Consider the following 26,407-nt stretch of genomic DNA (forward strand, 5'->3'; position numbering starts at 1 on the left):
GCAGCCGGGGCCGGGGCGGGTTCCGCCGCGGGCGGCGCGACGGGCGCGGCGGGCGCGGGCGCTTCGGCGGCGGGCGCGGCGCCCGGCACGGCCTCGCGGGCGACGGAGACCTGGTCGGCGTTGACGATGAAGCAGCAAACGGCTTCGAGGTCGGCGGCCGGGGTGGTGGTCCGCAGCCACAGCGACAGGTCGCCGCCGCTGTGGTCCCGATGCAGGATTTCGCCCATGAGGGCCATTTCATTGGCCAGGGGTTCGACGTCCTTGTCCTGGATGCGACTGATCCGGATGCGGACCGGCAGGTCGGCCTCCGGCGCGGCGGCGGCCTGGGGCGCCGGGGCGGCGGCCGCCGGAGCGGGCGCGACGGGCGCCGCGGGGGCGGGAGCGGCCGCGGCCGGCGTCCCGCCTTGCTGCTGTTCCAGGGCGAGCTGGCGCAACTGGGCGCAGATGCGCTCGTAGACCTGCTGATCGGGCTTTCCCGAGCCGCGGTAGGCGGCGACTTGATCGGTCAACACGTCCTTGGTTTCCAGAAAGAGGTCGATCATATCCTGCCGCAGGGGCATTTCCCCATGGCGGATCAGGTCCAGAAGGTTTTCCAGCAGATGGGTGGTCTTGGCCAGTTCCTCGAAGCAGCCGAAGGTGCCCGCCCCGCCCTTGATCGAATGCGCGGCCCGGAAGATGCCGTTGAGCACGTCGGGGTCGGGCTGTTCCAGGTCGAGGTTCAGCAGCTGCTGCTCCATGTTGGTCAGCAGTTCGTCGGCCTCGTCGAAGAACGTGTCGAAAAATTCACTCAGGTCCACGCCTGCACTCATGATCCATCCTCACCCTTGATTGCCGGATGCGCCGGGCGGGGGAACCGCCGGCGCGCCTGTGGATTGCCCCGCTGGGGGGGATACGGTCGCGGCGCCCTGGCCCGTGGCGGCGCCCGGGGCCGGCGCGGAAACGGCGGGCGCCGGCGGGACGGCCGGCGCGGCGGCGGGACCGGTCCCGGGGGCCGGCGCCGGACTCGCCTGGGGCGCGGAGCCGCCCCCCGGGCCGCTGCCCTGGTCGGGAGCGGGGTGCCGGAGCAGTTCCAGCCGTTCGCGGATTTTCATGCCGTCCTGGCCGGCGGCGTTCTGTTCGTCGATGCGCCGTTCGGCGCGGCGGTTCAGCACCAGGATGCTGATCCGGCGGTTGACGGCCGCCATGGGATCGTCCTTGATCAGGTCGACGGTGTCGCCCAGCCCCAGGATGCGCTTGATCTTGTTTTCGACCAGGCCGCCCGCGACCAGCTCGCGGCGCGCCGCGTTGGCGCGGTCCGCCGACAGTTCCCAGTTGCTGTAGTTGCGGTCCCCGGACGCGTAGCGCAGCGCGTCGGTATGACCGGAGATCGTGATCGGATTCGGCAGCTCGCTGATCAGGGGCGCGAGTTCCCGCAGGACGTCGCGCATGTAGGTCTGCACCACCGCGCTGCCGGTGGTGAACATCGGCCGGTTCTGCTGGTCCAGGATCTGGATCCGCAGGCCGTCGGGCGTCATGTCCAGCAGCAGCTGGGGCCGGAACTGCCGCAGCACCGGGTTGTGCTCGATCAAGTTGTCGAGCTTTTCCTTCAGGTTTTCCAGGCTTTCCTGGTCGGCCTGGTCTTCCTGCGATTCCGAGTCGTTTTCGGGATTGGCCGAGGGCAAGGGGTACTGGTTGGGGATCACGCTGGGATCGCCGCCGGGGATCTTGGACTTGCTGCTGTCCATTTTTTCTCCCCCCGTGACGGCCGTCATCAGCGGCATGCGGAAGTATTCGGCGATGGCCTGGAGGTCTTTCTTGGGCACCAGCAGCAGCAGCCACATCACCAGGAAGAACGCCATCATCGCGGTCATGAAGTCCGCGTAGGCGATCTTCCAGCTGCCCCCGTGATGGGATTCGCCGTACGCCCGCTTGCGGCGGACGACGACGCGGCCGGTATCGTGCTTGGCCATGCCCCCTGCCCCCCTCGCGTCAGCGGCCCGCCGCCTGGCTCTTCGTCTGCCGCACGTGAGCCTCGAGCTCGGAGAACGTGGGACGGACGGACGAGAACAGGACCTTGCGGCCGAATTCGACGGCCAGCGGCGGCGGGTAGCCGTTCATGCTGGCGAGCAGGGTGACCTTGATGCACTCGAGCACCTTGATCGAGGCCACCGACTGGCGCTCGACCGCCGAGGCGAACGGCGCGCAGAAGCCATAGGACAGCAGGATGCCGAGGAAAGTGCCCACCATGGCCTTGGAAATCAGGTCGGCCAGGACGGCCGGCGGCTGGTCGACGGCCGCCAGGGCCTTGACCACGCCCAGCACGGCGGCCACGATCCCGAAGGCGGGCAGCCCGTCGGCCACGGCGCGCACGGCGTTGACCGGGGTGTGGTGCTCGTTGTGCAGGGCCTCGATTTCCTGGTCCATCAGCGTTTCGATCTCGAAGGAATTCATGTTGCCGCTGATCATGATGCGCAGGTAGTCCGTCAGGAACTCCATCAGCTTGGCGTCCTTCTGGACCTGGGGATACTGGGTGAAGATGGCGCTGGCCTTGGGATCCTCGATGTCGGACTCGATCGACATCAGCCCGTCGCGCCGGGCCTTGTTCAGCAGGGTGTACAGCAGGGCCAGCAGCTCCATGTAGAGCGGCTTGCCGTAGGGATTGCGCTTGAGGGCCTTGGGAACGGCCTCGATCAGCAGCTTGATCGAGGCGCCGTTGCTGGAGGCGACGTACGCGCCCAGCGCGGCGCCGCCGATCAGCGTGAACTCGAAGGGCTGGTACAGGGCGCCCATGTGGCCGCCCATCAAGACGAAACTGACAAAGACCCCCGCCCCTACGATCAGGTATCCCAGGATGATAAACACGTGCGCACGCCTCGAGAGTCAGAATACCGCCATCATCCCCTGTTTTCCTGCATTCAAAAGCACGGTTAAACAGGTCTTTTTGTCCACAAATCCCGAATCAGGCCGGCATGCGCGCCACCGACCGGCGGCGTGCGCGGGTCTTGCCCGCCCGGGGCGGCGGCTTGCAGATGGCGCAGACGAATCCCGATTCGGGATCGTGCGCGTGGGCGACGAACAGGCCCTGGCACTGCTGGCAGCCGGACAGCTGCACCAGCCCGCTTTCGAAGAAGCGCACCAGCATCCAGGCGCGGGTGAAGCTGAGCACCGGCTCGTCGCCGCCCTCGCCGGGCTGCAGGCCCACCGAGGATTGCTCCAGGTACAGGCGATAGGCCTCCACCAGCGCCTGCGATTTCTTCGCCGGGGTGAAGGTGTCCATGTAGCGGTAGATGTTGTAGAACAGGCTGGAATGAATGTTCGGCAGCCAGGTCATGAACCAGTCCACCGAAAACGGCAGCATGCCCTTGGGGGGCGAGGCGCCTTTGACCTCGCGGTACAGGCGCGCCAGCCGGTCGTAGCTGAGGGACGTTTCCGCCTGCAGCACCTGCAGGCGGGCGCCCAGACGGATCATGTCCGTGGCGAGGAGGATATCGTCCGCCTCGCGGGAAACGCTCTTGCTGGACATGGCTCAGGCGGAAACGGTTTCCTGCCGGGCCATCAGGATGGTGGAGTGCGCCTGCTGCAGCACCCCGCCCAGCACTTCGTGCGTCAGGGAATTGAGCAGCTGGGCGTCGTTCAGGCGGAAGGCGCACAGCACGGAATTCGAACTGGCCAGCCGGACGATCTGGGCCGGCGAGAGATTGAGGACGATTTCCGCGACATCGGCGTCGAAACCCAGCCGGAACATGCCGGCGGCCAGGTTCTCACGCAGCAGGCGCTGGGCCAGCATCAGGTAGGACAGATTGACCTCGCGGATGTCGTTCAACAGCGTGGAATCGAAAGTGGACATGGGATCCCTTTTTGGCTATTCCCGGATTCCGCGATCGGAAGCCGGCCTCGTCACAGGCAAGCCCGACGGCGATGCCTGCACCTGAATCAATTGTCACAATTTACCAGCTATAACAATTAAATCCAGACATCAAAAATACATTTCCATGCATATTTGACATGAACGGTAGTGAGTATAGCCTTAACTGTCCCAAATTTTGACGCTACTTAACATTTAACAAAGGAAATTTTTGTTTATAAATGTAAAACAGTTCAGGGTAAACCATGAATAGATGATGGCTTACCCTGATGAATGTTACCAAAAAGCAACGCAATGTATCCACGGCAGCCGATTGCCGCGTCGACGGGATACCGCATCCCCCATGAACGCCCTTCCACCGCGGGTCCGCGCCGACGAGAGCCGCGTCCAGCCCGCGATCAGACCGGGACGCGCCGATATTGTTCGGCCAGGGCCAGGAAGGCCTCCGGATCGCCGTCCGAGCCGATTTCCTCGGCCAGGATGCGGGAAACGGCGGGCGCCGCCTGGATCGCCCGGTCCGCATGCAAAAACAGCATCCGGTGGCGCCGGGCCAGCACGTCCTCGACGGTACGGGCATATTCGCGGCGCGCGGCGTGGCGGACCATGGCCTCGGTCAGCCCCAGGCCCAGGCCGGTGCCGGCCCCGGGCAGCGCCTGGACATCGGCGGCTTCGGTGCCGTAGACGTGCAGTCCGGGCGGCTCCGTCAGGCGGGTGGCCGGCGTGCCGGGCGAAGGCGCGCCCAGCAGCGGAAAGCGGGCCGTGCGGCAAGGCGGCAGGGCCCGCAGCAGCCCCGCCCCCTGGCAATGGCGCAGGACGTCCTCGGCCATGGAGCGGTAGGTGGTCCACTTGCCCCCGGTCACGGTCACCAGCCCCGACGGGCTGACCCGGACGGTGTGCTCGCGGCTGATGGTCTTGGTGCCGCCCCCCGCCTTGCCGCTCGCAAGCGGCTCGGATTCGTCAGGCATGGAGCAGTCCCTGCGGACTGCTCCATGTCCAGCCTCATCCTCGTGCGCGGGCCGCACCAGGGGGCGCAGCCCGACCCAGACGCTGAGCACGTCCCCGGCGCGGGGCGCGCGCGCCAGCACGTGGGCCGATTCGTTCAGGATGAAGGCGATCTCCTCGGGCAGCGCCCGGGGCTCGCGGGCCACGGCGTCGCGCGGCGTGTCGGTGGTCCCCAGGATCAGGTGCCCCAGCCAGGGCACGGCGAACAGCACCCGGCCGTCGCGGGTACGCGGGACCAGCAGGGCTTCGGCGGACGGCATGAAGGACCGGTCGACCACCAGGTGCACCCCCTGGCTGGGCGCCACCATGGGAGCCGTGTCCTGGCCCCGGGCGGCATCGTCCAGGCGGCGCAGGTCGTCGACCCAGACGCCGGTGGCGTTGATGACGCAGCGGGCGCGGACCGTGCCCGCGCGGCGCCCGCCGGGATCCAGGGCGTCGCGCCAGCGCACGCCGCCGACGCGGCCGTTTTCATGCAGCACGTCGACGACGGGGCAATAATTCAGCACCAGGGCCCCCTGGGCCGCCGCCGTGCGGGCCAGGACCAGGGCCAGCCGGGCGTCGTCGAACTGGCCGTCCCAATATTTGACACCGCCGAACAGGCCGGCCGTGTTGAGGCCCGGCAACTGGGCCGCCGTGCGGGCGCGCCCCAGCCATTCGGTGCGGCCCAGGCTGGCGGAGCCGGCCAGGGCGTCGTAGATCTTCAGGCCGGTGCCGTAGAATGGCACCTCCCAGGGCCGGTAGGCCGGCATGACGAAGGCCAGGGGCTGGGCCAGGTGCGGCGCGTTGTTCAGCAGCGCCCGGCGTTCGTGCAGGGCCTCGCGCACCAGGCCGATGTTGCCCTGGGCCAGGTAGCGGACCCCGCCGTGCACGAGCTTGGTCGCGCGCGAGGAGGTGCCGCCGGCGAAATCGTGGGATTCCAGCAGCAGGACCGACAGGCCCCGCAGCCGGGCGTCCAGGGCGACGCCCAGCCCGCTGGCGCCGCCGCCGACGACGATCAGATCCACCTCGGACAAGGCCTCGAGGTCGTACAGCAATCGATCACGATCCGTCGTGACGGGCGGCGGAACAGCGGTCTGGGACATCTTTCACACTCCCCTCAACGGACGCGGCCTTCCTTCCAGGCCTGCAGCAGCGAATCGTACGACACGGTTTCCGGCTTCGGATTCTCGTTGGCGAGCTTCTTCCACGGGGCGTGCTCGTCGCTGAGCCACTTGGCCGGATCGCTCTTTTCATTGAGCTTCGGCGCGCAGCGCTTCATGCCGGCGCGTTCCAGGCGGGACATGACCTTGTCCATCTCATTGGCCAGATTGTCCATGGCCTGCTGCGGCGTCTTTTCCCCGGCGATCGCCTGGGACACGTTGCGCCACCACAGTTGCGCCAGCTTCGGATAATCGGGCACGTTGGTGCCGGTCGGGGTCCAGGCCACGCGCGCCGGGCTGCGGTAGAACTCGATCAGGCCGCCGTACTTGTTGGCGTTCTTCGTGAAGTAGTCGCTGTGGATGTCGCTGTCGCGGATGAAGGTCAGGCCCTCGATGGATTTCTTCAGCGAGGTCGTCTTGGCGGTCACGAACTGGGCATACAGCCAGGCGGCGGCGACCTTGTCCGGATTGTGGTTCTTGAAGAAGGTCCACGAGCCCACGTCCTGGTAGCCGTTCTGCATGCCGTCCTTCCAGTAGGGGCCGTGCGGGGCCGGCGCCATGCGCCACTTGGGCGTGCCGTCCTCGTTGACCACCGGCAGGCCCTTCTTGGTCATGTCGGCCGTGAAGGCGGTGTACCAGAAGATCTGCTGGGCGATCTCGCCCTGGGCCGGCACGGGGCCGGCTTCGGAGAAGGTCATGCCCAGCGCCACCTTGGGCGCGTACTGCTTCATCCAGTCGATGTACTTGGTCAGGGCGTAGACGGCGGCCGGAGAATTGGTCGCCCCGCCGCGCGCCACGGACGCGCCCACCGGCGTGCACTTGTCGTCGGCCACGCGGATGCCCCATTCGTCCACCGGCAGGCCGTTGGGGGTGCCCTTGTCGGCCGCGCCGGCCATCGACAGCCAGGCGTCGGTGAAGCGCCAGCCCAGGGACGGATCCTTCTTGCCATAGTCCATGTGGCCGTAGATGGGCTTGCCGTCCAGGGTCTTGACGTCCTCGGAGAAGAACTTGGCGATGTCCTCGTAGGCGGTCCAGGTGACCGGCACGCCCAGTTCGTAGCCGTACTTGGCCTTGAACTTTTCCTTCAGGTCGGGGCGGTTGAACAGGTCGTAGCGGAACCAGTACAGGTTGGCGAACTGCTGGTCGGGCAGCTGGTACATCTTGCCGTCCGGCGCGGTGGTGAAGGACGTGCCGATGAAGTCCTTCAGGTCCAGACCCGGATTGGTGTATTCCTTGCCGGCGCCTTCCATGTAGTCGGTGAGCGACAGGACCTCGCCATAGCGGTAGTGCATGCCGATCAGGTCGGAATCGGAAATCCAGCCGTCGTAGATGGACTTGCCCGACAGCATGGAGGTCTGCAGCTTCTCGACCACGTCGCCTTCCTGGATCAGGTCGTGGTTGACCTTGATCCCGGTGATTTCCTCGAAGGCCTTGGCCAGGACCTTGGATTCGTATTCGTGGGTGGTGATGGTCTCGGACACCACGTTGATTTCATTGACCCCCTTGGCCTTGAGCTTGGCGGCGGCGTCGATGAACCACTGCATTTCGGCCATCTGCTGGTCCTTGCTCAGCGTGGACGGCTGGAATTCGTTGTCGACCCATTTCTGCGCCTCGGCGGTGCCGGCCCAGGCGGCCTGGCCTCCCAGGGCGCAAGCGACGGCCAGCGCCAAGGCGGTGTGGCGGAATCTCATCATGTTCTCCTCTGTTGTGCTCCCCTGCCCTGCCGGCCGGCGCCGCCCGGGGAAATAGGCCGCGCCGGAAATCTCTCCACGTCGCCGCCTGCAGGCGGCTCGACTTCTCCAACCGTGGCATCTCTCCACGTCGCCGCCTGCAGGCGGCTCCGATTCGCCAGGCCGATGACAGTCCGCAGGGGACTGTCATCGGTCCGGGCTCATCCCTTCCTCATGATCAATGTCAGCACCCCCATGGACAGGACGAAGCTGATCCAGACGGAGGGTTCCTCGTCCAGGGCGAACCAGTCCATGAAGGTTTCGCCCAGGCCGAGGAAGGCCAGGTTGATGTAGGCGGCCACCAGCAGGCCGATGAACAGGCGGTCGCCGCGCGTGGTCGCCATGGGCAGGAAGCCCTTGCGCAGCACGGTGGGCGAGCGGATTTCCCAGACCGTCATGACGGCCAGCATCAGCGCGATGCAGACGAAGAACACGGCGGTGGGGGTGGTCCAGACCATCCAGTCGAACATGGCGTGGCGCTCCTTTCAGACCCGGCCCATCGCGAAGCCCTTCGCGATGTAGTGGCGCACGAACCAGATGACGATGGCGCCCGGCACGATGGTGAGCGAGCCGGCCGCCGCGAGGGTGGCCCAGTCCATGCCCGAGGCCGAGACCGTGCGGGTCATGATGGCCACGATGGGCTTGGCGTCGACGCTGGTCAGTGTGCGCGCCAGCAGCAGTTCCACCCAGCTGAACATGAAGCAGAAAAAGGCCGCCACCCCCACCCCCGACTTGATCAGCGGCAGGAAGATCGTCAGGAAGAAGCGCGGGAAGCTGTAGCCGTCTATATAGGCGGTCTCGTCGATTTCCCGGGGGATGCCGCTCATGAAGCCTTCCAGGATCCAGACGGCCAGCGGCACGTTGAACAGCAGGTGCGCCAGCGCCACGGCCCAGTGCGTGTCCATCAGCCCCAGGGTGGTGTAGAGCTGGAAGAACGGCAGCAGGAACACGGCGGGCGGCGTCATGCGGTTGGTCAGCAGCCAGAAGAACACGTGCTTGTCGCCCAGGAAGGAATAGCGCGAGAAGGCGTAGGCCGCCGGCAGGGCCACGGCGATCGCCATGACCATGTTCATGCAGACGTAGATCAGGCTGTTGACGTAGCCCATGTACCAGGACGGGTCGGTCAGGATCAGCCGGTAGTTGTCCAGCGTGAATTCGCGGGGAAACAGCGAAAATTCGGACAGGATGCCCTGATTGGTCTTGAAGCTCATGACCACCATCCAATAGATGGGGAGCAGGGCGAACGCCAGGTACAGGATCAGGAAGACGGTGCGCTTGCGCGGCAGGAACGAGCGGTCAGTCATGGGCGGCCTCCGAATCCCGGGTGCCGACGCGCAGCATCCAGTTGTACAGGACGAAGCAGAACATCAGGATGATGAGGAAATAGATCAGGGAGAAGGCGGCCGCGGGCCCCATGTCGAACTGGCCGATGGCCTTCTGCGTCAGGTACTGGCTGAGGAAGGTAGTGGAATTGCCCGGACCGCCGCCGGTCAGCACGAAGGGCTCGGTGTAGATCATGAAGCTGTCCATGAAGCGCAGCAGCACGGCGATCATCAGCACGCCGCGCATCTTGGGCAGCTGGATGTAGCGGAACACGGCCCATTTGCTGGCGCCGTCGATGCTGGCGGCCTGGTAGTAGGCCTCGGGGATGGACTGCAGGCCGGCATAGGCGAGCAGCGCCACCAGCGGCGTCCAGTGCCAGACGTCCATCAGCAGCACGGTCAGCCAGGCATGGACCGGGTTGCCGACGTAGCTGTAGTCCAGCCCCAGGCTGGCCAGCGTCCAGCCGAACAGGCCGATGTCCGTGCGGCCGAAGATCTGCCAGATCGTGCCCACCACGTTCCAGGGGATCAGCAGCGACAGGGAGACGATCACCAGCACGGCCGAGGCGCGCCAGCTGCGCGCCGGCATGGACAGGGCCAGCGCCACCCCGAGGGGGATCTCGATGGCCAGCACCGCGCCGGAGAACAGCAGCTGCCGCCACAGCGCGGCGTGCAGGTCCTCGTCGCGCATGATGCTGGTGAACCATTCCGTGCCGACGAACACCGCGTTGTCCGGCGAAAGGATGTCCTGGACGGAGTAGTTGACCACGGTCATCAGCGGAATGATGGCCGAGAACGCCACGCACAGGATCACCGGCAGGATCAGCCACCAGGCTTTTTGGTTGACGGGCTTGGCGATCGCACTCATCCGACGAGCTCCTCGTTGCGGTAGTAGCGGGTATGGGGACCGATCAGGGCCAGGTGCACGACCGCGCCTTCGGCGGGCGGCTCGGCCTCGGCCGGCAGATGGGCCTTCACTTCCCGGCCGCCGACCCGGGCGCTGAGCAGCTGGCCGGTGCCCACGTGACGCACCTGGGTCACCATGGCCGGCACGGTGTCGGCGCCGCCCTCGGACGAGAGGCGCAGGTATTCGGGCCGGATCCCGAGGGTCAGGGCTCCGGCCGGCAGCGCCAGGGCGCCGGGGTGGCCGATGCGCTGTTCGCCCAGCCAGAGCGCGCCGTCCGCGCGCGCCTCGACCGGCAGCAGGTTCATGCCGGGCGAACCGATGAAATGGCCCACGAAGGTGTGGCGCGGGCGTTCGAACAGTTCCTCGGGAGTGCCCTGCTGGACCACGCGGCCGCGCGCCATCACCAGGACCTGGTCGGCGAAGGTCATGGCCTCGACCTGGTCGTGGGTGACGTAGATCAGCGTCAGGCCCAGTTCGTGATGGATCTGCTTGAGCTTGCGGCGCAGTTCCCACTTCAGGTGGGGATCGATCACCGTCAGCGGCTCGTCGAACAGCACCGCGGACACGTCCGCGCGCACCAGCCCGCGTCCCAGGGAAATCTTCTGCTTGGCGTCGGCCGCCAGATTGGCCGCGCGCTGGTCGAGCTGGGCGGACAAGTCGAGCATTTCGGCGATGCGGCCGACGCGCTCGCGGATCCGGTCTTCCGGCACCTTGCGGTTGCGCAGGGGAAACGCCAGGTTCTCGCCCACCGTCATGGTGTCGTAGATGACGGGGAACTGGAACACCTGGGCGATGTTGCGCTCCTGGGGCGAGGCGCGGGTGCGGTCCACGCCGTCGAAGCGGATGGCGCCGTGCGACGGCGCGACCAGGCCCGAGATGATGTTGAGCATGGTGGTCTTGCCGCAGCCCGACGGCCCCAGCAGGGCGTAGGCCCCGCCGTCCTCGAAGACGATGTCCAGCGGCAGCAGCGCATAATCGGCGTCGGAACGGACGATGCGCGCGTAGCTGTGCGCCAGCTGGAGTTCGATGCGCGCCATGTCAGGCCTCCCGCGCCAGGGGCGCCCGCAGCAGGGATTCGTCCGGCCCGAACACATAGGCCCGGCGGCTGGAGAAATGCAGCGTGACGGCTTCGCCCAGGTCGTGGTGCCGGACGCCCGGCACCTGGGCCACCAGATTGCCGACGGGCGTTTCGGCGTGGACGTAGGTGGCGGAGCCGGAGATTTCGGCGAGCTGGACCCGCCCCGGAATCCGGCAGTCGCCGCCCTGGTCGACGAGCGACAGGTCGGCCGCGCGCAGCCCGACGGTCACGTCGCCGTCGGGCACGTCCTGGCCGGCCGGCAGGTTCACGTCGGCCAGCGCCCGCAGGCTGACCGCCGCGCGCCCGGCGCGGGCCGCCAGGAAGTTCATGGGCGGATCGCTGAAGGCGCGCGCCACCCGGATCGACGCGGGCCGCCGGAACACGTCCAGCGTCGGGCCGTACTGCAGCAGTTCGCCCTGATCCAGCACGGCCGTGTAGCCGCCGAGCAGCAGCGCCTCGCCCGGCTCGGTCGTGGCGTAGACGACGGTGGAGCGGCCCCGGTCGAACAGGGCGCCGAGTTCTTCGCGCAGTTCCTCGCGCAGCTTGTAGTCCAGGTTGACCAGCGGTTCGTCCAGCAGCATCAGGGGCGCGTCCTTGGCCAGGGCGCGCGCCAGGGCGACCCGCTGCTGCTGGCCGCCGGACAGTTCGGACGGCAGGCGGTCCAGGAATTCGTCGATGTGCAGGGCGCGCGCGATTTCGCGCACCCGGACCATGACGTCGGCCTCGCCGCGCAGCCGCAGGGGCGAGGCGATGTTGCCGGCGACCGTCATGGACGGGTAATTGATGAACTGCTGATACACCATGGCGACATTGCGGCGGCGCACCGGCAGCCCGGTGACGTCGACGTCGTCGACCAGGACCCGGCCGGTGGTGGGCGCGTCCAGGCCGGCCATCAGCCGCATCAGGCTGGTCTTGCCGGCGCGGGTCACCCCGAGCAGGACCGTGACGGCGGATTCCCGCGGCGCCAGGTCCAGGGGGTGGAGCCAGGTTTCGGCGCCGACCTTCTTGCCGACGCGAGCCAGCTTGAGTTGCATGGGCCCTTACTCCAGAAGTTCCTTTTTGTGAATTATTGTTCGTTTTTACTCTTTTTGCCGTCCATACAAACCCTAAGATTCTTTCTTTTCCTTTCGCTGTACAGTGTGCCGGTCATGACGAAGGCCGATCCCATGCACCCCAACCCCCGCCAGATCAAGCTGCTCAATCGCCTGCAGGGCACGGGCTCCTGCAGCCTGGAAACCCTGGCCGGCGACCTGGACGTCACGGTCCAGACCGTCCGCCGCGACGTCCAGCGCCTCGCCGAGGCCAACCTGCTGGTCCGCTTCCACGGCGGAGTCCGGCTGCCCAATTCGACCATCGAGAACATCGCCTACCGCCAGCGTGCCCAGCTGCACGCCGCCGAAAAGGAACGCATCGCCCGCGCCATCGCCCGCGAGATCCCCAACGACTGTTCGCTGCTGATCAACATCGGCACCACCACGGAGGCGATCGCGCGGGCCCTGTCCGGCCACACGGGACTGCGCGTCATCACCAACAACGTCAACGTCGCCTGCACGCTGGGCCAGCAGCCGGGCTGCGAAGTCATCCTGGCCGGCGGCAGCGTGCGTTCCCGCGACCTGGGCATCGTGGGGGAGGCCACGGTGGAATTCATCCGCCAGTTCCGCGCCGACATCGCCCTGATGGGCATTTCGGGCATCGAGGCCGACGGCACGCTGCGCGACTACGATTTCCGCGAGGTGAAGGTGTCCCAGGCCATCATGCAGTCGGCCCGGGAAGTCTGGATGGCCGCCGATACCAGCAAGTTCCACCGGCCGGCCATGGTCCGCCTGGGGGAACTGTCCCAGATCGGCCGCCTGTTCACCAACGCCCGCCCCCCGGACCCCTTCCCCGGCCTGCTCAAGGCGGCCGGCGTGGACTGCGTCATCGCCCCTTAGGACCCCAGCCATGACCTACCTGCTCGCCCTGGACCAGGGCACTTCCAGCACTCGCAGCATCGTCTTCGACCGCCAGGGCCGCATCGTGGGCCTGGCGCAGCGGGAATTCACCCAGTACTATCCCCGGCCCGGCTGGGTCGAGCACGATCCGCTGGAAATCTGGCAGACGCAGCGCGACACCATGGGCGAGGCCATCCACCGGGCGGGCGTCGCCGCGCGCGACATCCGCGCCATCGGCATCACCAACCAGCGCGAGACCACGGTGGTCTGGGACCGCCGCACGGGAGAGCCCGTCCACCCGGCGATCGTCTGGCAGGACCGCCGCGCCGAACCGACCTGCGCCGACCTGCGCGCGCAAGGCCTGGAGCCCGAGATCCTGAACCGCACCGGGCTGCGCATCGACGCCTATTTCTCGGCCACCAAGCTGAAATGGATCCTGGACCACGTGCCCGGCGCGCGCGCCCGCGCCCTGGCGGGGGAACTGCTGTTCGGCACCATCGACAGCTGGCTGATCTGGAAGCTGACCGGCGGCCGGCGCCACCTGACCGACGTCAGCAACGCGGCGCGCACCATGCTGATGGACGTGCACCGCAACGCCTGGGACCCGGACCTGCTGGACCGGCTGGACGTGCCGGCCCGCATGATGCCGGAAATCCTGCCCTCCTCGGCCGACTACGGCGCCGCCGACCCGGACCTGCTGGGCCATGCGGTGCCGATCTGCGGCGTGGCCGGCGACCAGCAGAGCGCCCTGTTCGGCCAGGCGTGCTTCCGCCCCGGCATGGCCAAGAACACCTACGGCACAGGCTGCTTCATGCTGATGCATACGGGCGAGCGCTTCCAGGTGTCCGGCAACGGCCTGGTGACGACCAGCGCGGCGCAGCCCGACACCCGGCCCGCCTACGCTCTGGAAGGCAGCGTGTTCGTGGGCGGCGCCGTGGTCCAGTGGCTGCGCGACGGCCTGCGCGCCTTCGTGCGCAGCAGCGACATCGAGGAGCTGTCCCGCAGCGTGCCGGACTCGGGCGGCGTGATGTTCGTGCCCGCCTTCACCGGCCTGGGCGCACCCTGGTGGGATCCCGAGGCGCGCGGCACCATCACCGGCCTGACGCGCGGCACCACCATGGCCCACATCGCCCGGGCCGCCCTGGAAAGCATCGCCTACCAGAGCGCCGCCCTGCTGCAGGCCATGAGCCGCGACGCCCAGGCGGCCGGCGCCGCGCCGCTGCGGGAACTGCGCGTGGACGGCGGCGCCTGCGTCAACGACCTGCTGATGCAGTTCCAGGCGGACCTGCTGGGCATCCCCGTGCTGCGCCCCACCATGGTGGAAACCACGGCGCTGGGAGCGGCCTTCCTGGCCGGCCTGCAGGCGGGCGTCTACGCCGACCTGGGGGAACTGGAATCGCTGTGGCGCGTCGAACGGCGCTTCGAGCCGGCCATGCCGCGCGACGAGGCGGCCCGAAGGCTGGCCGGCTGGGACCACGCGATCCGCCAGGCCTGCGCGCGCTGAGGCGCGCGGACGGGCGCCGGACCGCCCGCGATCCCGGCCATCCCGGATAGAATGGGGCTTGCCGTCCGCACGGCCGCCGCGCGGACCCCACAAGCACAGGACCCCCATGCTGAAGAAACTGATCCTGGTCGTGGCGATCTTCCTCGTCATCCTGCTCGCCCTGAGCTTCGGGGAAACCGTCTTCCGCGAAGTCTTTGCCTGGATCTCGTCCCTGACGGGCGTGCTGATCCGCAATTTCGGCGACCTGTACCTCGCCGCGGCGGACTACCTGCGCGCCCACACCGGAAGGGTCCTGCTGGCCATCGCCCTGACCATCCCCGCCAGCCTGTGGATCCTGCGCTCGCGCGGCGAAGCCCTGGGCCGCCCGGCCGGCCAGCGCAAGATCGCCATCGTGCTGGCGCTCTTCCTGGGCTGGCTGGGCGCGCACCGCTTCTACCTCGGCCAGGTCGGCTGGGGCCTGGGCCTGCTGGTCCTCTGCTGGATCTTCATGCCCCTGGCCGTCGTGGTGGGCCTGATCGACGCGATCCGCTACCTGTTCATGGACGACGACACCTTCGCCGCGACCCAGCTGTCCTGAAGGCCATGCCGGACCCCCGCCCCGCCGCGTACCGCCTGCTGGACGCCGCCCCCGACGCCGGCCCGCTGGCCGACGAGATCCTGCTGGCCCCGGCCGCCCGGGAGCCGGTCGCCTGTCTCTGGCAAACGGCCCCGGGGCTGGTGGTGCCGCGCACCTACGCGGCCCGCCCGGGATTCGCGGCGGTGCGGGCCGACTTCGCCGCGCGGGGCTGTCCCATCCACGTGCGGCAATCGGGCGGCGGCGTGGTGCCCCAGGGGCCGGGCATCCTGAACCTGAGCCTGGCGCAGGCATTCGCCGGCCGGCCGCTCGATCATTCCGAGGCCCTCTACCGGCACCTGTGCACGCTGATCGGAGAGGCGCTGGCCGCCTTCGGCATCGAGACCCGGGCGCAAGCGGTGGAAGGCTCGTTCTGCGACGGCCGGTACAATCTGGCCGTGCCGTCGCCCGCCCGCAAGATCGCCGGCACCGCGCAGGTCTGGCGGCGCATCCCGGGCCACGCGCCCGACCGCCATGTGGGGCTCGTCCACGCCCTGATCCTGGCGCAATGCAATCCCGCCGAACTGACGGCGCGCGCCAATGCGCTGGAAACGGCGCTGGGCTCGGCCCGCCGCTACGACGCGGCGCGGATCGCGACGCTGGACCGCCTGCTGCCGCCGGCCGAACGCCCGGACTTCCCGGCCGCCCTGAAGGCGCGGCTGCAAGAAACCCTGCGGACCCGACCACCGTTGCCGGCCACCGCGCCGGTCCGACCGAGACCCGAACCATGAGCCCGACCCCGCTGGAAAACAAGACCGCCCGCCTGACGGTGCTGATCGATCCGAACAAGAAAAAGGCCTTCGAGCAGCTCTGCGCCCGCCAGGACCTGACACCCTCGCAGGTGGTGCGGCAGCTGATCCGGGAATACCTGGCCCGGCACGACGTGGACTGGACGCCCAGCAAGCCGCGCGCCCGGCCGTAGGGATCCCCGGTTCATGCGGGCCACGGGCCGAGCGGACGGAATGGCGCGTCCGCGCGGCCGTCCGGCGGATGGATGCGGCGCGAGGATCTGTTCAGAGATTCCCTAGGCGGAGTCCGCGCGGCCCGCCGCCCCCAGCGCCGCGGCCAGGTCCGGCTGGAAATCGCCCGCGCTCAGCCGGGACAGGGTGCCCATGCGGCTCAGCTTGGCACGGATCCGGGCGTCGGCGCCGCACAGGATCACGCGCCCGCCGCGCGCCTGCGCGGCCGCGATCTCGTCGTCCAGCGCCTGCAGCGCCGTGGCGTCCGCGAACGGCACCTGGTCCAGGCACAGGATCAGCACGGGCGAGGTCTCGGCCCGGAACGCCGTCCGCAGCGGCTCGACCGCCGCGAAGAACAGCGGTCCCCGGACCCGCAGCGCGCGCACGCGCGGGCCTTCCTCCCCGGGCGCCGCGTCCGGAACCGCGACGGAGGCCACGTCGACGCTGGACGCCATGCGGCGCAGAAAGTGCAGGACGGACAGCACGATGCCGATGTTGACCGCCACGACCAGGTCGGCGAAGACCGTCAGGAGCAGGGTCAGGCACAGGATGACGGCGTCCGCGCGCGGGGCGTGCCGGACCAGGCGCACCACGCGGTGCGCCTCGCTCATGTTCCAGGCAACGACGAACAGGATCGCGGCCAGGGTGGCCAGGGGAATGTTGCGCGCCAGCGGCGCGAAGGCCAGCAGGACCAGGGCCAGCACCACGGCGTGGACCACGCCGGCGAGCGGTGCGCAGCCGCCGCTGCGGATGTTGGTCGCGGTCCGGGCGATGGCGCCCGTGGCCGCGATCCCGCCGAACAGCGGGCTGAGCACGTTGGCCAGGCCCTGGCCGAACAGTTCGGCGTTCGAATCGTGCCGCGTCCCGGCCATGCTGTCGGAAACGACGGCCGACAGCAGGGATTCGATGGCGCCCAGCAGGGCGATGGTGAACGCCGGGCCGATCAGCGGCACGATCCGGTCCAGCCCGCCCCCGGGCCAATGCGGCAGCGGCAGCCCGCGCGGCAGTTCGCCAAAAGTGCTGCCGATGGTGGCCAGTTGCGGGAACTGGGCGATTCCCTGCAGGATCGTCGCCACGACCAGGGCCAGCAGGGGCCCGGGGACCCGCTGCAGGACCGGCACCCGCCGGGGCAGCAGCACCAGCGCCAGCGATCCGAATCCGAACGCGGTGGTCACCGGGTCCAGCCGCGGCAGGTTCCGCACCAGGAACCAGAGCTTTTCGTGGAACAGATGCCCCGGCACCGCCGGCAGGCCGAAGAAGGCCTGCCACTGCCCGACCCAGATGATGATGCCGATGCCGGCCGTGAAGCCCAGGATCACCGGCAGCGGAATGTAGCGGATCACGCCGCCCAGGCGGGCCAGGCCGAAGGCGCACAGCATCAGGCCCGCCATCAGGGTGGCCAGTTGCAGGCCCGCGACCCCGTGTTCCGCGACGACGCCCGACAGGATGACGATGAAGGCGCCCGTGGGGCCGGCGATCTGCACCCGGCTGCCGCCGAACAGGGACACCACCACCCCCGCCACGATGGCGGTGTACAGGCCCTGCTCGGGCTTGACTCCCGAAGCGATCGCGAAGGCCATGGCGAGCGGCAGCGCCACGACGCCGACGATCACGCCCGCCGCGATATTGCCCGCCCAATGCCTGGGGGCCCACAGCCCGGCCTTCCAGGCTTCCCGCGCAGCAAACATAGTGTCCCGTCCGATAATCCGCATGCCCGAATTCGGCGCCCGTGCCGCCCATGCGGAGCACAGCCTCGTTCGATGAGCATCACATTATAATGAGACGCACATGTCCGGGGATGCTTTCCCGCCGGGGACTGATGCTGCGGCGCAACGCGCTAGAATGACGCCTGCTCAATTTTCCCCTCCGGATTTCAAGTGAGAAAAATCGTCCGCGCCAAACTGCATGGCATCCGCGTCACCGGGGCCGACCTGGATTACCACGGCTCCATCACCCTGGATCCCGACCACTGCGAGGCCGCCGGCATCCTGCCCATGGAATTCGTGGACATCTGGAACAAGAATTCCGGCGCCCGCATCAGCACCTACGTGATCTACGGCGAACGCGGCTCGCGCTGCTGCATCCTGAACGGCGCGGCCGCCCGCACCTGCCAGCGCGGCGACGAGGTCATCATCGCCAACTCGGAATACATCCAGGAATCCGAACTGGAACACATCAAGCCGGTGGTGCTGACCTTCCACCCCGACAACAGCGTGCGCGAGCACCTGGGCTATTCCGTCGGCCGCGACGACCAGGGCCGGCTCAGCTTCGAAATCGTGCATTTCGACTAGGCTTGCCCGGCCGCCGGACCGATCCTACAATCGAACCCGATACGCCTTTTACCGAGCCTCGCTAGGGGTGCCGCCGCGGCGGCTGAGACAGTCCCTTCGAACCTGATTGAGATCATCCTCGCGCAGGAAAGCAGCTCGCCCAGGCGGCCGCTCGTGCGCCGCCCGCGTCTGCCTCCCGCCTTTTCCCACGGGCATGCCATGCAGACATCCGCTTCCCCCTCCTCTCCCGCTCCCGAGCGCGTCTTCGGCTGGCACGACCACGCCGCCCTGTGGTTCAGCCTGGGCGTGGGCCTGCTGGTGATCCAGGTCGGCGCCTACCTGGTGCCGGCGCTGGGCACGCGCGATGCCCTGGCCGCCGTGGTCGTCGGCTCGGTCCTGGGCGCCGGCCTGCTGGCCTGGGTGGCCCGCCTGGGCTGCGACAGCGGCCTGTCCAGCGCCGGCCTGATCCATGCCGCCTACGGCCAGGGCTTCGCCCGGCTGCCCGTGCTGCTGAACATCGCGCAACTGCTCGGCTGGGCGACCTTCGAACTGGTCGTGATGCGCGACGGCACCGCCGCCATCGCCCGCCAGGCCCTGGGCCTGGACACGGGCCTGGCGCTACCGACCCTGTTCTGGGGGCTCGTCGTCCTGGCCCTGCTGCGCGGGTCCATGATCGCCCTGGTGCGGCGCATCGTCAGCCGCATCGGCCTGCCCCTGGTGATCCTGTCGCTGATCTGGCTGAGCGTCCAGTTCGCCCTCAAACTGGACGCCGACGGGCTGCGCGCCCTGTGGCTGCGCGCCGGCGACGGCAGCATGAACGCCTTCCAGGCGCTGGACCTGGTGATCGCCATGCCGGTGTCCTGGCTGCCGCTGGTCGCGGACTACGCCCGGCACGGCCGCAGCGGCCGGGGCGCCCTGGGCGGCACCTGGCTGGGCTACGCGATCGCCAACATCTGGTGCTACGCGCTGGGCGTGCTGGTGATCGCCGTCACCGGCCCCGACCTGGACATGGTGGCCGCCCTGCTGCTGGCGCAAGGCGGCCTGGTGGCCCTGGGCCTGATCCTGATCGACGAGCTGGACAACACTTACGGCGACCTGTATTCGGGTTCCGTATCGGCCCACAGCCTGTGGCAGGGCGCCAGCCTGAAGACCTGGGGCACGCTCCTGGCCGCGGCCTCGATCGGGCTGGCGATGGTGCTGCCCATGCACACGCTGGAACCCTTCCTGCTGACGCTCAGCTCGGTCTTCGTACCCTTGTTCGGCACCATCCTGGGCCGCCTGGGGACGCAGCCCGCCCGCCTGGCCGACGCGCCGCGCGCCCTGCATGCCGCCCCGGCCCTGACCTGGGTACTGGGGATCGCGGTCTACCACGCCCTGGCGCAATGGGCGCCGCAGTACGGCAGCGCCCTGCCGACGCTGCTCCTGACCTTCGTCCTGGGCGCGCTCGGCGCGCGCGCCGGCGCCCGGACCGCGCAGGCCGCCTGACGGCAAACGTCCGGCGGCCCCGGGCCGGAGACACGCCGCTCCGGAGGCCGCCGCGCGGGAGCCGGTACAATGGCGCCCGACACCCATCGAATGCACCCGGACGCGCGTCCAGGCGGAATCGGCCGCCGGCGCCCGCCGCATACCCGCCATGACCCAGGGGAAACCCGTGAAGAACGCCAAGGCTCGTCTGTTCGAAGACCTCAAGCAGCAGATCCTGACGATGGAGCTGGGCCCGGACGAGGATCTGGACGAGGTCGAGCTGTGCGAACGCTACGGCCTGTCGCGCACGCCCGTGCGCGAGATCTTCCGCCGCCTGAGCGGCGAAGGCTACGTCTACATCCGCGAGAACCGTGGCGTGCGCGTCTCGCCGATGAACCACTCCACCCTGCGCAACTTCTTCCTGGTGGCGCCGATGATCTACGCGGCGGTGGGCCGGCTGGCGGTGCAGCATTTCACCCCCGCCCAACTGGCCGAGCTGAAGGAAACGCAGGCGCAGTTCCGCCAGGCGAGCCTGGCCGGCGACATCCCGGCGATGGTCCTGAAGAACAACCGCTTCCATGAAATCATGGGGGAAATGTCGGGCAACGTCTATCTGCAGACCAGCCTGAACCGCCTGCTGGTCGACCACGCCCGCATCGGCCGCACGTTCTACCAGCCGCATGACGAGGACACGGCCAGGCGCCGCCAGTTGTCCATCGACCACCACGACCAGTTCATCGAGGCCATCGAGGCCCGCGACGAGGAAGCCATCGTGCGGCTTTCCTACGAGCACATGGAACTCTCACGCGAGAACATGGAACTGTTCATCACGCCTCCCGGACTGAAGCCGGAACCGCCGCCGGCGCCATGACCCGGCCGGCCTGACGGCCCACTCCTTTCTCACCATCCTTCCACGCCGCGGCTCCCTTCGCCGGAGCCCGTGGCGCGCCGCCGCGCGCCGCGCCGGGATCGTCCGGCATCCCGCGAGAGACCTCCCGGGGCGCGTCGCGCCCCGCGCCCGATCCGCGTGCCATCCAAAAATGTATTTGACAAAAATACAAACATGACTATAATAAAATACAAATTAAATACATTAAGTGGACGAGACAAAGCATGGAGCAATCCCGCTCGACGGCCGCCGGATCCCCGGCGTCGGCGAAAAACGGCAAGGCCAGGCTCTTCGAGGACCTGAAGCACCGGATCCTCACGCTGCAGCTGAACCCCGACGAGGACCTGGACGAACTCGACCTGTGCAGGCGCTACGGCCTGTCGCGCACGCCCGTGCGCGAGGTCTTCCGCCGCCTGAGCGGCGAGGGCTACGTCTACATCCGCGAAAACTTCGGCGCGCGCGTCGCGCCCATGAACCACGCCACCCTGCGGCATTTCTTCCTGGCCGCGCCGATGATCTACGCCGCGACCGGCCGCCTGGCGGCTCGCCACTTCAGGCCGGCCCAGCTCGCCCAGCTCCGGGACACGCAGGAACAGTTCAGGCAGGCCGGGGAAACGGGCGACATGGCCGCCCTGGTCCTGAAGAACAACCGCTTCCACGAAATCATGGGCGAGATGTCGGGAAACATCTATCTGCAAGCCAGCCTGAACCGCCTGCTGGTCGACCACGCCCGCATCGGCCATACGTTCTACCTGTCGCACGACGAAGACATGGCCGGGCGCCAGCGGCTGGCCGCCGGACACCACGACCAGTTCATCGACGCCCTCGCGGCCCGCGACGAGGAAGCCATCGTCCGGATCACCTTCGAGCACTGGGAACTGTCGCGCCAGAACATGGAAATGTTCATCACGCCCGCCGGGCTCGACCCGCACCTGCCGCACGAACGTGCGGAAACCCTGCCGACCTAGGAGCAATCGAATGTTCGAAGGCATCTACACCCCCGCCATCACCCCCCACGAGGCCGACGGCCGGATCGACAAGGCGGCGTTCGCCGAACTGCTCGAATCCCTGATCGAGGCCGGCGTGCACGGCATCGTCGTCGCCGGCTCCACCGGCGAGTACTACGCGCAGACGGCCCAGGAACGGATCGACCTGGCCACCTACGCCAAGGAAGTCATCGGCACCCGCGTGCCGCTGGTGGTCGGCACGGGCGCCACGCGCACCGAGGAATCCATCGAATACGCCCAGGCCGCCCGGGCCCTGGGCGCGGACGCGATCCTGGTGGGCTCGCCTCCCTATGCCCTGCCCCTGGAGTCGGAAAACGCCGACCACGCGCTGGCGATCGACCGGGCCGCGGGCCTGCCCATCATGCTCTACAACTATCCGGGCCGCATGGGCGTGCACATGGGCCGCGACTACCTGGCCCGGGTGACGCGCTCGAAGAACGTCGTGGCGATCAAGGAAAGCTCGGGCGACATCAACCGGGTCCACCTGCTGGCCCGGGAATTTCCGCGGATCGAGATGTCCTGCGGCTGGGACGACCAGGCGCTGGAGTTCTTCGCCTGGGGCGCGCGCAGCTGGGTCTGCGCGGGATCCAATTTCCTGGCGCGCGAGCACGTGGCCCTGTACCGGGCCTGCGTGCTGGAAAACGACTTCGACAAGGGCCGCAGGATCATGGGGGCCATGATGCCCTTCATGAATTTCCTGGACGCGGGCAAGTTCGTGCAGTCGATCAAGTACGGCTGCGAACTGAACGGGCTGGCGGCCGGCCCGGCGCGCGCGCCGCTCCAGCCGCTGGACGAAGAGGAAAAGGCCCGCTTCCAGGCCATCGTCGCCGAGCTCAAGCGCACGATCGCCGGCATCGTCTCGGGAGCCGACCATGCCTGAAGCACTGACCGCCGCAGGATACGCGCAGCTCGCCGGGACGCTGGACTTTCCCCGGGAAGCCTACATCGGCGGACGCCACCGGCCGGCGGCGTCCGGCCGCACCTTCCCCACGGTCAATCCGGCGACCGGCGAAGTCCTGTCCCACCTGGCGGCCTGCGACGCCGCCGACGTGGACCTGGCCGCCGCCGCGGCCAGGGAAGCCTTCGAGGACGGCCGCTGGCGCCTGCGCGCGCCGGCCGGGCGCAAGACCGTCCTGCTGGCGCTGGCCGACCTGATGGAGCGGCACTGGCACGAGTTGGCCGTCCTGGAAAGCCTGGACAGCGGCAAGCCCGTGGGCGAATGCCATGCCGTGGACCTGCCGGAAACCCTGCGCACGATCCGCTGGCACGCCGAGCTGATCGACAAGATCTACGACCACACGGCTCCGGTGGGCGCGGACGCCCTGGCCCTCGTCGTGCGCGAACCCATCGGCGTGGTCGGCCTGGTCCTGCCGTGGAACTTCCCCCTGCTGATGCTGGCCTGGAAGATCGGCCCCGCGCTCGCGGCCGGCTGCTCGGTGATCGTCAAGCCGGCGGAACAGACCTCGATGACCGCCCTGCGGGTGGCGGAACTGGCCAGCCAGGCGGGCATCCCGCCCGGCGTCTTCAACGTCGTGACCGGCACCGGCCAGGACGCGGGCGCGCCCATCGGCCTGCATCCGGACATCGCCATGGTCAGCTTCACCGGCTCGACCGCCACCGGACGCCGCTTCCTGCGCTACGCCGCCGACTCCAACCTCAAGCGCGTCGTGCTGGAATGCGGCGGCAAGAACCCCGCCGTCGTGCTCGCCGACGCCGAGGACCTGGACCGCGTCGCGGAACACATCGTCAACGGCGCGTTCTGGAACATGGGCGAGAACTGCTCGGCCACCTCGCGCCTGATCGTCCATTCGTCCATCAAGGACGAACTGGTGAAGCGCGTCCTGCGGGCCATGCGCGAATGGAAGATGGGCGATCCGCTGGATCCCGCGAACCGCATGGGCGCCCTGGTCAGCCCGGCGCACTTCCGGAAGGTGCAATCGTTCCTGGCGCGGGCCCGGGCCGAGTCGCTGGCCGTGGCGGCGGGCGGCTCCACGCGCGACGACATCTACATCGAGCCCACCGTGATCGTCGACGTCGGCCGCGACAGCCCCCTGTTCCGCGAGGAAATCTTCGGGCCGGTCCTGGCCGTGACGACCTTCGACACGCTGGAGCAGGCCATCGCCCTGGCCAACGACACGAGCTACGGCCTGGCGGCCTCCGTCCACACCGGCAGCCTGCGCCACGCCATCCGGCTGGCGCACGCCATCCGCGCCGGCATCGTGACGGTGAACTGCTTCGGCGAAGGAGACGTCACCACCCCCTTCGGGGGCCACAAGGAATCCGGCTTCGGCGGCCGGGACAAGTCGATCTGGGCGCATGACCAGTACACCGAGCTGAAGACCATCTGGATCGACACCTCGGCGCCCGCGGAGGCCGGACGATGAGCGACAGGACCATCCGCCGCCAGCCGGCCGAGACCGGCGTCTCGGGCTGGGAAGCCATCGCGCCCCGGCGGTTCCCGCCGCGCGTCCTGGATTCCGCCCTGCGGGCCGACTGGCTGATCGTCGGCGCCGGTTTCGGCGGCCTGTCGGCCGCGCGGCGGCTGCGCCAGTTGCGCCCGGCGGACAGCATCGTCGTGCTCGACGCCCAGGAAGTCGCGATCGGCGCCTCCGGGCGCAATTCCGGCTTCATGATCGACGTGCCCCACAACCTGACGTCCGGCAACTATTCCGTCGGCGGGGCGGCGTCCAGCCTGCTGGAGATCAGCCAGAACCGCATGGCCATCGCCTTCGCCTCCGAAATCGCGCGGGAATACGGCATGCCCGCCGAGACCTTCGATCCCTCGGGCAAGATCAACGCCGCCGCCACGGAACGGGGGCTGAGGCTGAACCGCGGCTTCGCCGACTCGCTGCGGCAGATCGGAGAGCCCAGCGAGACCCTGGACGCCGCCCAGATGCGCGAGATCACCGGGTCCGGCTACTACCTGGGGGGCGTCTACACCCCGGGCGCGGTGATGATCCAGCCCGCCGACTACATCCGGCGCCTGGCCCAGGGACTGGCGGGCGAGATCGACCTGTTCGAGAACTCGCCCGTGCTGTCGCTCGCCCGCAAGGGCCAGGTCTGGGAAGCGGTCTCGCGCCGCGGCAGCGTGCAGGCGCCGCGGGTCATCCTGGCCGTCAACGGCCACGTCGAGAGCTTCGGCCACTTCCGCCGCCGCCTGATCCACGTCTACACCTACGCGTCCATGAGCGCGGCGTTTCCGGCGGGCCAGGGCGGCGCCGACCGGTGGGCGCTGCTGCCCGCCGACCCCATGGGCGCCACGCTGCGCAAGATCACCCGCGACGGGCGATCGCGCATCGTGATCCGGACGCACTTCACCTACAACCCCGACATCCGCGTCTCCGAACGGCAGGTGGCGCGGATCGCCGCCCAGGAACGGCGTTCCTTCGACGAACGCTTTCCCGCGCTGAAGGACGTCCCGATGGAATTCAGCTGGGCCGGGGCGCTGTGCCTGAGCACCAACCACACGCCCGCCTTCGGGGAAATCGAGCCGGGACTCTATTCCGCCTGCTGCGAGAACGGGCTGGGCACGGTCAAGAGCACCCTGGCCGGGATGATGGCCGCGGAACTGGCCACCGGCACGTCCAGCGAACCCTTGCGGCAGTTCCGGCGGCAGCCGCAGCCGGGGCGCCTGCCGCCCCGGCCCATCGCCTGGCTGGGCATCAACGCCGTCATCCGATGGCACCAATTGCGTGCCGGCCGGGAGGGCTGAGCTCCCGGCGACGCAAGCCGGGGCGCCCGCGCCCCGGACACCGCAGCAAACCGACCCTACCATTATGAGATCAGGAGACACGACATGAAAATTTTCAGGAAACTGCTCTGCGCCGCCGCGATGGCCGGCGCCATGGCATCCTCCGCCCACGCGGCCAAGGAGACCATCACCATGGGGACGATGTCATGGGAAGACCTGACCCCCATCACCTACGTCACCAAGCACGTCCTGGAGGACGCGGGCTACGAGGTCAAGGTGACCGAGTTCTCCGAATGGGGCATCGCCTACGCCGCGCTGGTCAAGGGCGACGTGCAGATCATGGCCTCGCAGATCAATTACGCGGGCCAGGACTACTGGAACCGCAACAAGAACCGGCTGGAAAAGCTCTCGCCCGTCTCCTTCGGGCTGTACCAGGCGGTCGCCGTCCCGAAGTACGTGACGATCGACTCCATGGAGCAGCTCAACGAGCACGTCGACCAGTTCGGCGGCAAGATCGTCGGCATCGAGCCCGGGTCCGGGCTGATGAGCGACGCCGCCAAGGCCGTCAAGGCCTACGACCTGAAGTACAAGCTGATCGACGGCAGCACGGCCGGCATGACCGCGGCGCTGAAATCCGCGGTCGACCGCAAGGAATGGATCGCCGTGACGCTGTGGGATCCGACCTGGATGATGGTGAAGTACGACATGAAGTTCCTGAAGGATCCCAAGGAAGTCTTCCCCGGACCGCAGGGCTACTACTGGATCGGCAAGAAGGGCTTCTCCCAGGAGCATCCGGGCGCGCGCGAGGCGCTGGCGGGCATCTACATCCCCCTGAGCGCCATCGCCGAGATCAACGTCGGCATGAACGACGGACAGACGGTGCAGCAAGCCAGCGATGCCTGGGTCGCGAAGAACGCCGACCGCGTCAAGCGCTGGGAAAACATGAAGAAGTACTGAGACGGCCCGCGCCCGGGCTCCGCCGCCGCCCGGCGGCGGAGCCCGGGCCCAGGCACGAGGCAAGAACCCACGTGCGCGCCATCCGCGCATCCGGAGCATC

General features: G+C 68.5%; 26 protein-coding genes and 1 riboswitch. Of the genes, 13 read left to right on the top strand and 13 right to left on the bottom strand.

All coding sequences use genetic code 11. The features are described 5' to 3' along the window. The 12 genes from ACFO27_RS10075 to ACFO27_RS10130 form a co-directional block, all read right to left on the bottom strand. The coding region (locus ACFO27_RS10075) for an Hpt domain-containing protein (RefSeq protein ID WP_376817210.1) at nt 1-809 on the bottom strand (809 nt) is incomplete at its 3' end. A gap of 9 nt (nt 810-818) precedes the next feature. Further along, on the bottom strand, nt 819-1,949 hold the full coding sequence (motB, locus tag ACFO27_RS10080; RefSeq protein WP_376817211.1) for a flagellar motor protein MotB: 1,131 nt from the start codon (nt 1,947-1,949) through the stop codon (nt 819-821). Nucleotides 1,950-1,968: 19 nt separating this feature from the next. Further along, nucleotides 1,969-2,841, bottom strand: coding sequence for a flagellar motor stator protein MotA (gene motA / locus ACFO27_RS10085; protein ID WP_376817212.1), 873 nt, complete (start codon nt 2,839-2,841; stop codon nt 1,969-1,971). Nucleotides 2,842-2,938: 97 nt separating this feature from the next. After that, nucleotides 2,939-3,502 carry a flagellar transcriptional regulator FlhC gene (flhC, locus tag ACFO27_RS10090; protein WP_376817213.1) on the bottom strand — a complete coding sequence of 188 codons (564 nt, stop codon included), beginning with the start codon at nt 3,500-3,502 and terminating at the stop codon, nt 2,939-2,941. Nucleotides 3,503-3,505: 3 nt separating this feature from the next. Beyond that, complete coding sequence (gene flhD, locus ACFO27_RS10095; RefSeq protein ID WP_376817214.1) at nt 3,506-3,826, bottom strand: flagellar transcriptional regulator FlhD; 321 nt, start codon at nt 3,824-3,826, stop codon at nt 3,506-3,508. Between the two features lie 416 nt (nt 3,827-4,242). Further along, entirely contained in the window at nt 4,243-5,928 is a 1,686-nt protein-coding gene (locus ACFO27_RS10100; RefSeq protein ID WP_376817215.1) for a glycerol-3-phosphate dehydrogenase/oxidase, read from the bottom strand. Nucleotides 5,929-5,942: 14 nt separating this feature from the next. Continuing rightward, nucleotides 5,943-7,676 carry an ABC transporter substrate-binding protein gene (locus ACFO27_RS10105; protein ID WP_376817274.1) on the bottom strand — a complete coding sequence of 578 codons (1,734 nt, stop codon included), beginning with the start codon at nt 7,674-7,676 and terminating at the stop codon, nt 5,943-5,945. A gap of 200 nt (nt 7,677-7,876) precedes the next feature. Continuing rightward, nucleotides 7,877-8,185, bottom strand: coding sequence for a DUF2160 domain-containing protein (locus ACFO27_RS10110; protein WP_376817216.1), 309 nt, complete (start codon nt 8,183-8,185; stop codon nt 7,877-7,879). Between the two features lie 15 nt (nt 8,186-8,200). Next, nucleotides 8,201-9,019, bottom strand: coding sequence for a carbohydrate ABC transporter permease (locus ACFO27_RS10115; RefSeq protein ID WP_376817217.1), 819 nt, complete (start codon nt 9,017-9,019; stop codon nt 8,201-8,203). Beyond that, nucleotides 9,012-9,905 (bottom strand): carbohydrate ABC transporter permease, encoded by an 894-nt coding sequence (locus tag ACFO27_RS10120; protein ID WP_376817218.1) that lies wholly within the window; start codon nt 9,903-9,905, stop codon nt 9,012-9,014. The genes ACFO27_RS10115 and ACFO27_RS10120 overlap by 8 nt, the downstream gene beginning before the upstream one ends. After that, a complete protein-coding gene (locus ACFO27_RS10125; RefSeq protein ID WP_376817219.1) occupies nt 9,902-10,981 on the bottom strand; it encodes an ABC transporter ATP-binding protein in 1,080 nt (359 codons plus the stop codon). Before ACFO27_RS10125 ends, ACFO27_RS10120 begins: the two co-directional genes overlap by 4 nt. A gap of 1 nt (nt 10,982) precedes the next feature. Continuing rightward, entirely contained in the window at nt 10,983-12,056 is a 1,074-nt protein-coding gene (locus ACFO27_RS10130) for an ABC transporter ATP-binding protein (protein ID WP_376817220.1), read from the bottom strand. Between the two features lie 132 nt (nt 12,057-12,188). On the opposite strand from ACFO27_RS10130, the gene ACFO27_RS10135 reads away from it, so the two are divergent. From ACFO27_RS10135 to ACFO27_RS10155, 5 genes are all read left to right on the top strand, one after another. Then, nucleotides 12,189-12,953: a DeoR/GlpR family DNA-binding transcription regulator gene (locus tag ACFO27_RS10135; protein WP_323026063.1), complete on the top strand. Its 765-nt coding sequence runs from the start codon at nt 12,189-12,191 to the stop codon at nt 12,951-12,953. 10 nt (nt 12,954-12,963) lie between these two features. After that, complete coding sequence (gene glpK / locus ACFO27_RS10140; protein WP_376817221.1) at nt 12,964-14,457, top strand: glycerol kinase GlpK; 1,494 nt, start codon at nt 12,964-12,966, stop codon at nt 14,455-14,457. A 106-nt stretch (nt 14,458-14,563) separates the two neighbouring features. Continuing rightward, on the top strand, nt 14,564-15,034 hold the full coding sequence (locus ACFO27_RS10145) for a TM2 domain-containing protein (protein WP_376817222.1): 471 nt from the start codon (nt 14,564-14,566) through the stop codon (nt 15,032-15,034). 5 nt (nt 15,035-15,039) lie between these two features. Then, nucleotides 15,040-15,801, top strand: coding sequence for a lipoyl protein ligase domain-containing protein (locus tag ACFO27_RS10150; RefSeq protein ID WP_376817223.1), 762 nt, complete (start codon nt 15,040-15,042; stop codon nt 15,799-15,801). Between the two features lie 11 nt (nt 15,802-15,812). Further along, nucleotides 15,813-15,992 (top strand): ribbon-helix-helix protein, CopG family, encoded by a 180-nt coding sequence (locus ACFO27_RS10155; protein ID WP_376817275.1) that lies wholly within the window; start codon nt 15,813-15,815, stop codon nt 15,990-15,992. A 102-nt stretch (nt 15,993-16,094) separates the two neighbouring features. Here ACFO27_RS10155 and ACFO27_RS10160 read toward each other — a convergent pair whose 3' ends face one another. Beyond that, a complete protein-coding gene (locus ACFO27_RS10160; RefSeq protein WP_376817224.1) occupies nt 16,095-17,717 on the bottom strand; it encodes a SulP family inorganic anion transporter in 1,623 nt (540 codons plus the stop codon). A gap of 189 nt (nt 17,718-17,906) precedes the next feature. Between ACFO27_RS10160 and panD the strand changes: the two genes are divergently transcribed. From panD to ACFO27_RS10200, 8 genes are all read left to right on the top strand, one after another. After that, complete coding sequence (panD, locus tag ACFO27_RS10165) at nt 17,907-18,320, top strand: aspartate 1-decarboxylase (RefSeq protein ID WP_376817225.1); 414 nt, start codon at nt 17,907-17,909, stop codon at nt 18,318-18,320. Between the two features lie 53 nt (nt 18,321-18,373). Continuing rightward, nucleotides 18,374-18,466, top strand: a riboswitch (TPP riboswitch). Between the two features lie 52 nt (nt 18,467-18,518). Continuing rightward, nucleotides 18,519-19,784: a purine-cytosine permease family protein gene (locus tag ACFO27_RS10170; RefSeq protein WP_376817226.1), complete on the top strand. Its 1,266-nt coding sequence runs from the start codon at nt 18,519-18,521 to the stop codon at nt 19,782-19,784. A gap of 148 nt (nt 19,785-19,932) precedes the next feature. After that, on the top strand, nt 19,933-20,634 hold the full coding sequence (locus tag ACFO27_RS10175; protein WP_376817227.1) for a GntR family transcriptional regulator: 702 nt from the start codon (nt 19,933-19,935) through the stop codon (nt 20,632-20,634). Between the two features lie 242 nt (nt 20,635-20,876). Then, on the top strand, nt 20,877-21,620 hold the full coding sequence (locus tag ACFO27_RS10180) for a GntR family transcriptional regulator (RefSeq protein ID WP_376817228.1): 744 nt from the start codon (nt 20,877-20,879) through the stop codon (nt 21,618-21,620). A 10-nt stretch (nt 21,621-21,630) separates the two neighbouring features. Beyond that, nucleotides 21,631-22,539, top strand: a complete 909-nt coding sequence (locus ACFO27_RS10185) for a dihydrodipicolinate synthase family protein (protein WP_376817229.1) — start codon at nt 21,631-21,633, stop codon at nt 22,537-22,539. Beyond that, the gene (locus ACFO27_RS10190) at nt 22,532-24,043 is read left to right on the top strand and encodes an aldehyde dehydrogenase (protein ID WP_376817230.1); all 1,512 of its coding nucleotides are present in this window, start codon (nt 22,532-22,534) and stop codon (nt 24,041-24,043) included. The genes ACFO27_RS10185 and ACFO27_RS10190 overlap by 8 nt, the downstream gene beginning before the upstream one ends. Next, on the top strand, nt 24,040-25,371 hold the full coding sequence (locus ACFO27_RS10195; protein ID WP_376817231.1) for an NAD(P)/FAD-dependent oxidoreductase: 1,332 nt from the start codon (nt 24,040-24,042) through the stop codon (nt 25,369-25,371). Before ACFO27_RS10190 ends, ACFO27_RS10195 begins: the two co-directional genes overlap by 4 nt. Nucleotides 25,372-25,455: 84 nt before the next feature. Further along, on the top strand, nt 25,456-26,307 hold the full coding sequence (locus ACFO27_RS10200; protein ID WP_376817232.1) for a glycine betaine ABC transporter substrate-binding protein: 852 nt from the start codon (nt 25,456-25,458) through the stop codon (nt 26,305-26,307). Nucleotides 26,308-26,407: the final 100 nt, after the last annotated feature.

Origin of the sequence: Castellaniella denitrificans, from assembly GCF_042653765.1 — a bacterium.
Lineage (GTDB): Bacteria > Pseudomonadota > Gammaproteobacteria > Burkholderiales > Burkholderiaceae_B > Castellaniella > Castellaniella denitrificans.

Coding starts and splice junctions, on each gene's coding strand:
- ACFO27_RS10190 (WP_376817230.1), top strand. CDS start 22,532: ATGCCTGAAGCACTGACCGCCGCAGGATACGCGCAGCTCGCCGGGACG.
- ACFO27_RS10175 (WP_376817227.1), top strand. CDS start 19,933: ATGACCCAGGGGAAACCCGTGAAGAACGCCAAGGCTCGTCTGTTCGAA.
- ACFO27_RS10180 (WP_376817228.1), top strand. CDS start 20,877: ATGGAGCAATCCCGCTCGACGGCCGCCGGATCCCCGGCGTCGGCGAAA.
- ACFO27_RS10160 (WP_376817224.1), bottom strand. CDS start 17,717: ATGTTTGCTGCGCGGGAAGCCTGGAAGGCCGGGCTGTGGGCCCCCAGG.
- ACFO27_RS10100 (WP_376817215.1), bottom strand. CDS start 5,928: ATGTCCCAGACCGCTGTTCCGCCGCCCGTCACGACGGATCGTGATCGA.
- ACFO27_RS10120 (WP_376817218.1), bottom strand. CDS start 9,905: ATGAGTGCGATCGCCAAGCCCGTCAACCAAAAAGCCTGGTGGCTGATC.
- ACFO27_RS10110 (WP_376817216.1), bottom strand. CDS start 8,185: ATGTTCGACTGGATGGTCTGGACCACCCCCACCGCCGTGTTCTTCGTC.
- ACFO27_RS10195 (WP_376817231.1), top strand. CDS start 24,040: ATGAGCGACAGGACCATCCGCCGCCAGCCGGCCGAGACCGGCGTCTCG.
- flhD (WP_376817214.1), bottom strand. CDS start 3,826: ATGTCCACTTTCGATTCCACGCTGTTGAACGACATCCGCGAGGTCAAT.
- ACFO27_RS10105 (WP_376817274.1), bottom strand. CDS start 7,676: ATGAGATTCCGCCACACCGCCTTGGCGCTGGCCGTCGCTTGCGCCCTG.
- ACFO27_RS10135 (WP_323026063.1), top strand. CDS start 12,189: ATGCACCCCAACCCCCGCCAGATCAAGCTGCTCAATCGCCTGCAGGGC.
- ACFO27_RS10170 (WP_376817226.1), top strand. CDS start 18,519: ATGCAGACATCCGCTTCCCCCTCCTCTCCCGCTCCCGAGCGCGTCTTC.
- ACFO27_RS10125 (WP_376817219.1), bottom strand. CDS start 10,981: ATGGCGCGCATCGAACTCCAGCTGGCGCACAGCTACGCGCGCATCGTC.
- ACFO27_RS10115 (WP_376817217.1), bottom strand. CDS start 9,019: ATGACTGACCGCTCGTTCCTGCCGCGCAAGCGCACCGTCTTCCTGATC.
- ACFO27_RS10145 (WP_376817222.1), top strand. CDS start 14,564: ATGCTGAAGAAACTGATCCTGGTCGTGGCGATCTTCCTCGTCATCCTG.
- ACFO27_RS10185 (WP_376817229.1), top strand. CDS start 21,631: ATGTTCGAAGGCATCTACACCCCCGCCATCACCCCCCACGAGGCCGAC.
- ACFO27_RS10150 (WP_376817223.1), top strand. CDS start 15,040: ATGCCGGACCCCCGCCCCGCCGCGTACCGCCTGCTGGACGCCGCCCCC.
- ACFO27_RS10200 (WP_376817232.1), top strand. CDS start 25,456: ATGAAAATTTTCAGGAAACTGCTCTGCGCCGCCGCGATGGCCGGCGCC.
- glpK (WP_376817221.1), top strand. CDS start 12,964: ATGACCTACCTGCTCGCCCTGGACCAGGGCACTTCCAGCACTCGCAGC.
- ACFO27_RS10130 (WP_376817220.1), bottom strand. CDS start 12,056: ATGCAACTCAAGCTGGCTCGCGTCGGCAAGAAGGTCGGCGCCGAAACC.
- flhC (WP_376817213.1), bottom strand. CDS start 3,502: ATGTCCAGCAAGAGCGTTTCCCGCGAGGCGGACGATATCCTCCTCGCC.
- motB (WP_376817211.1), bottom strand. CDS start 1,949: ATGGCCAAGCACGATACCGGCCGCGTCGTCGTCCGCCGCAAGCGGGCG.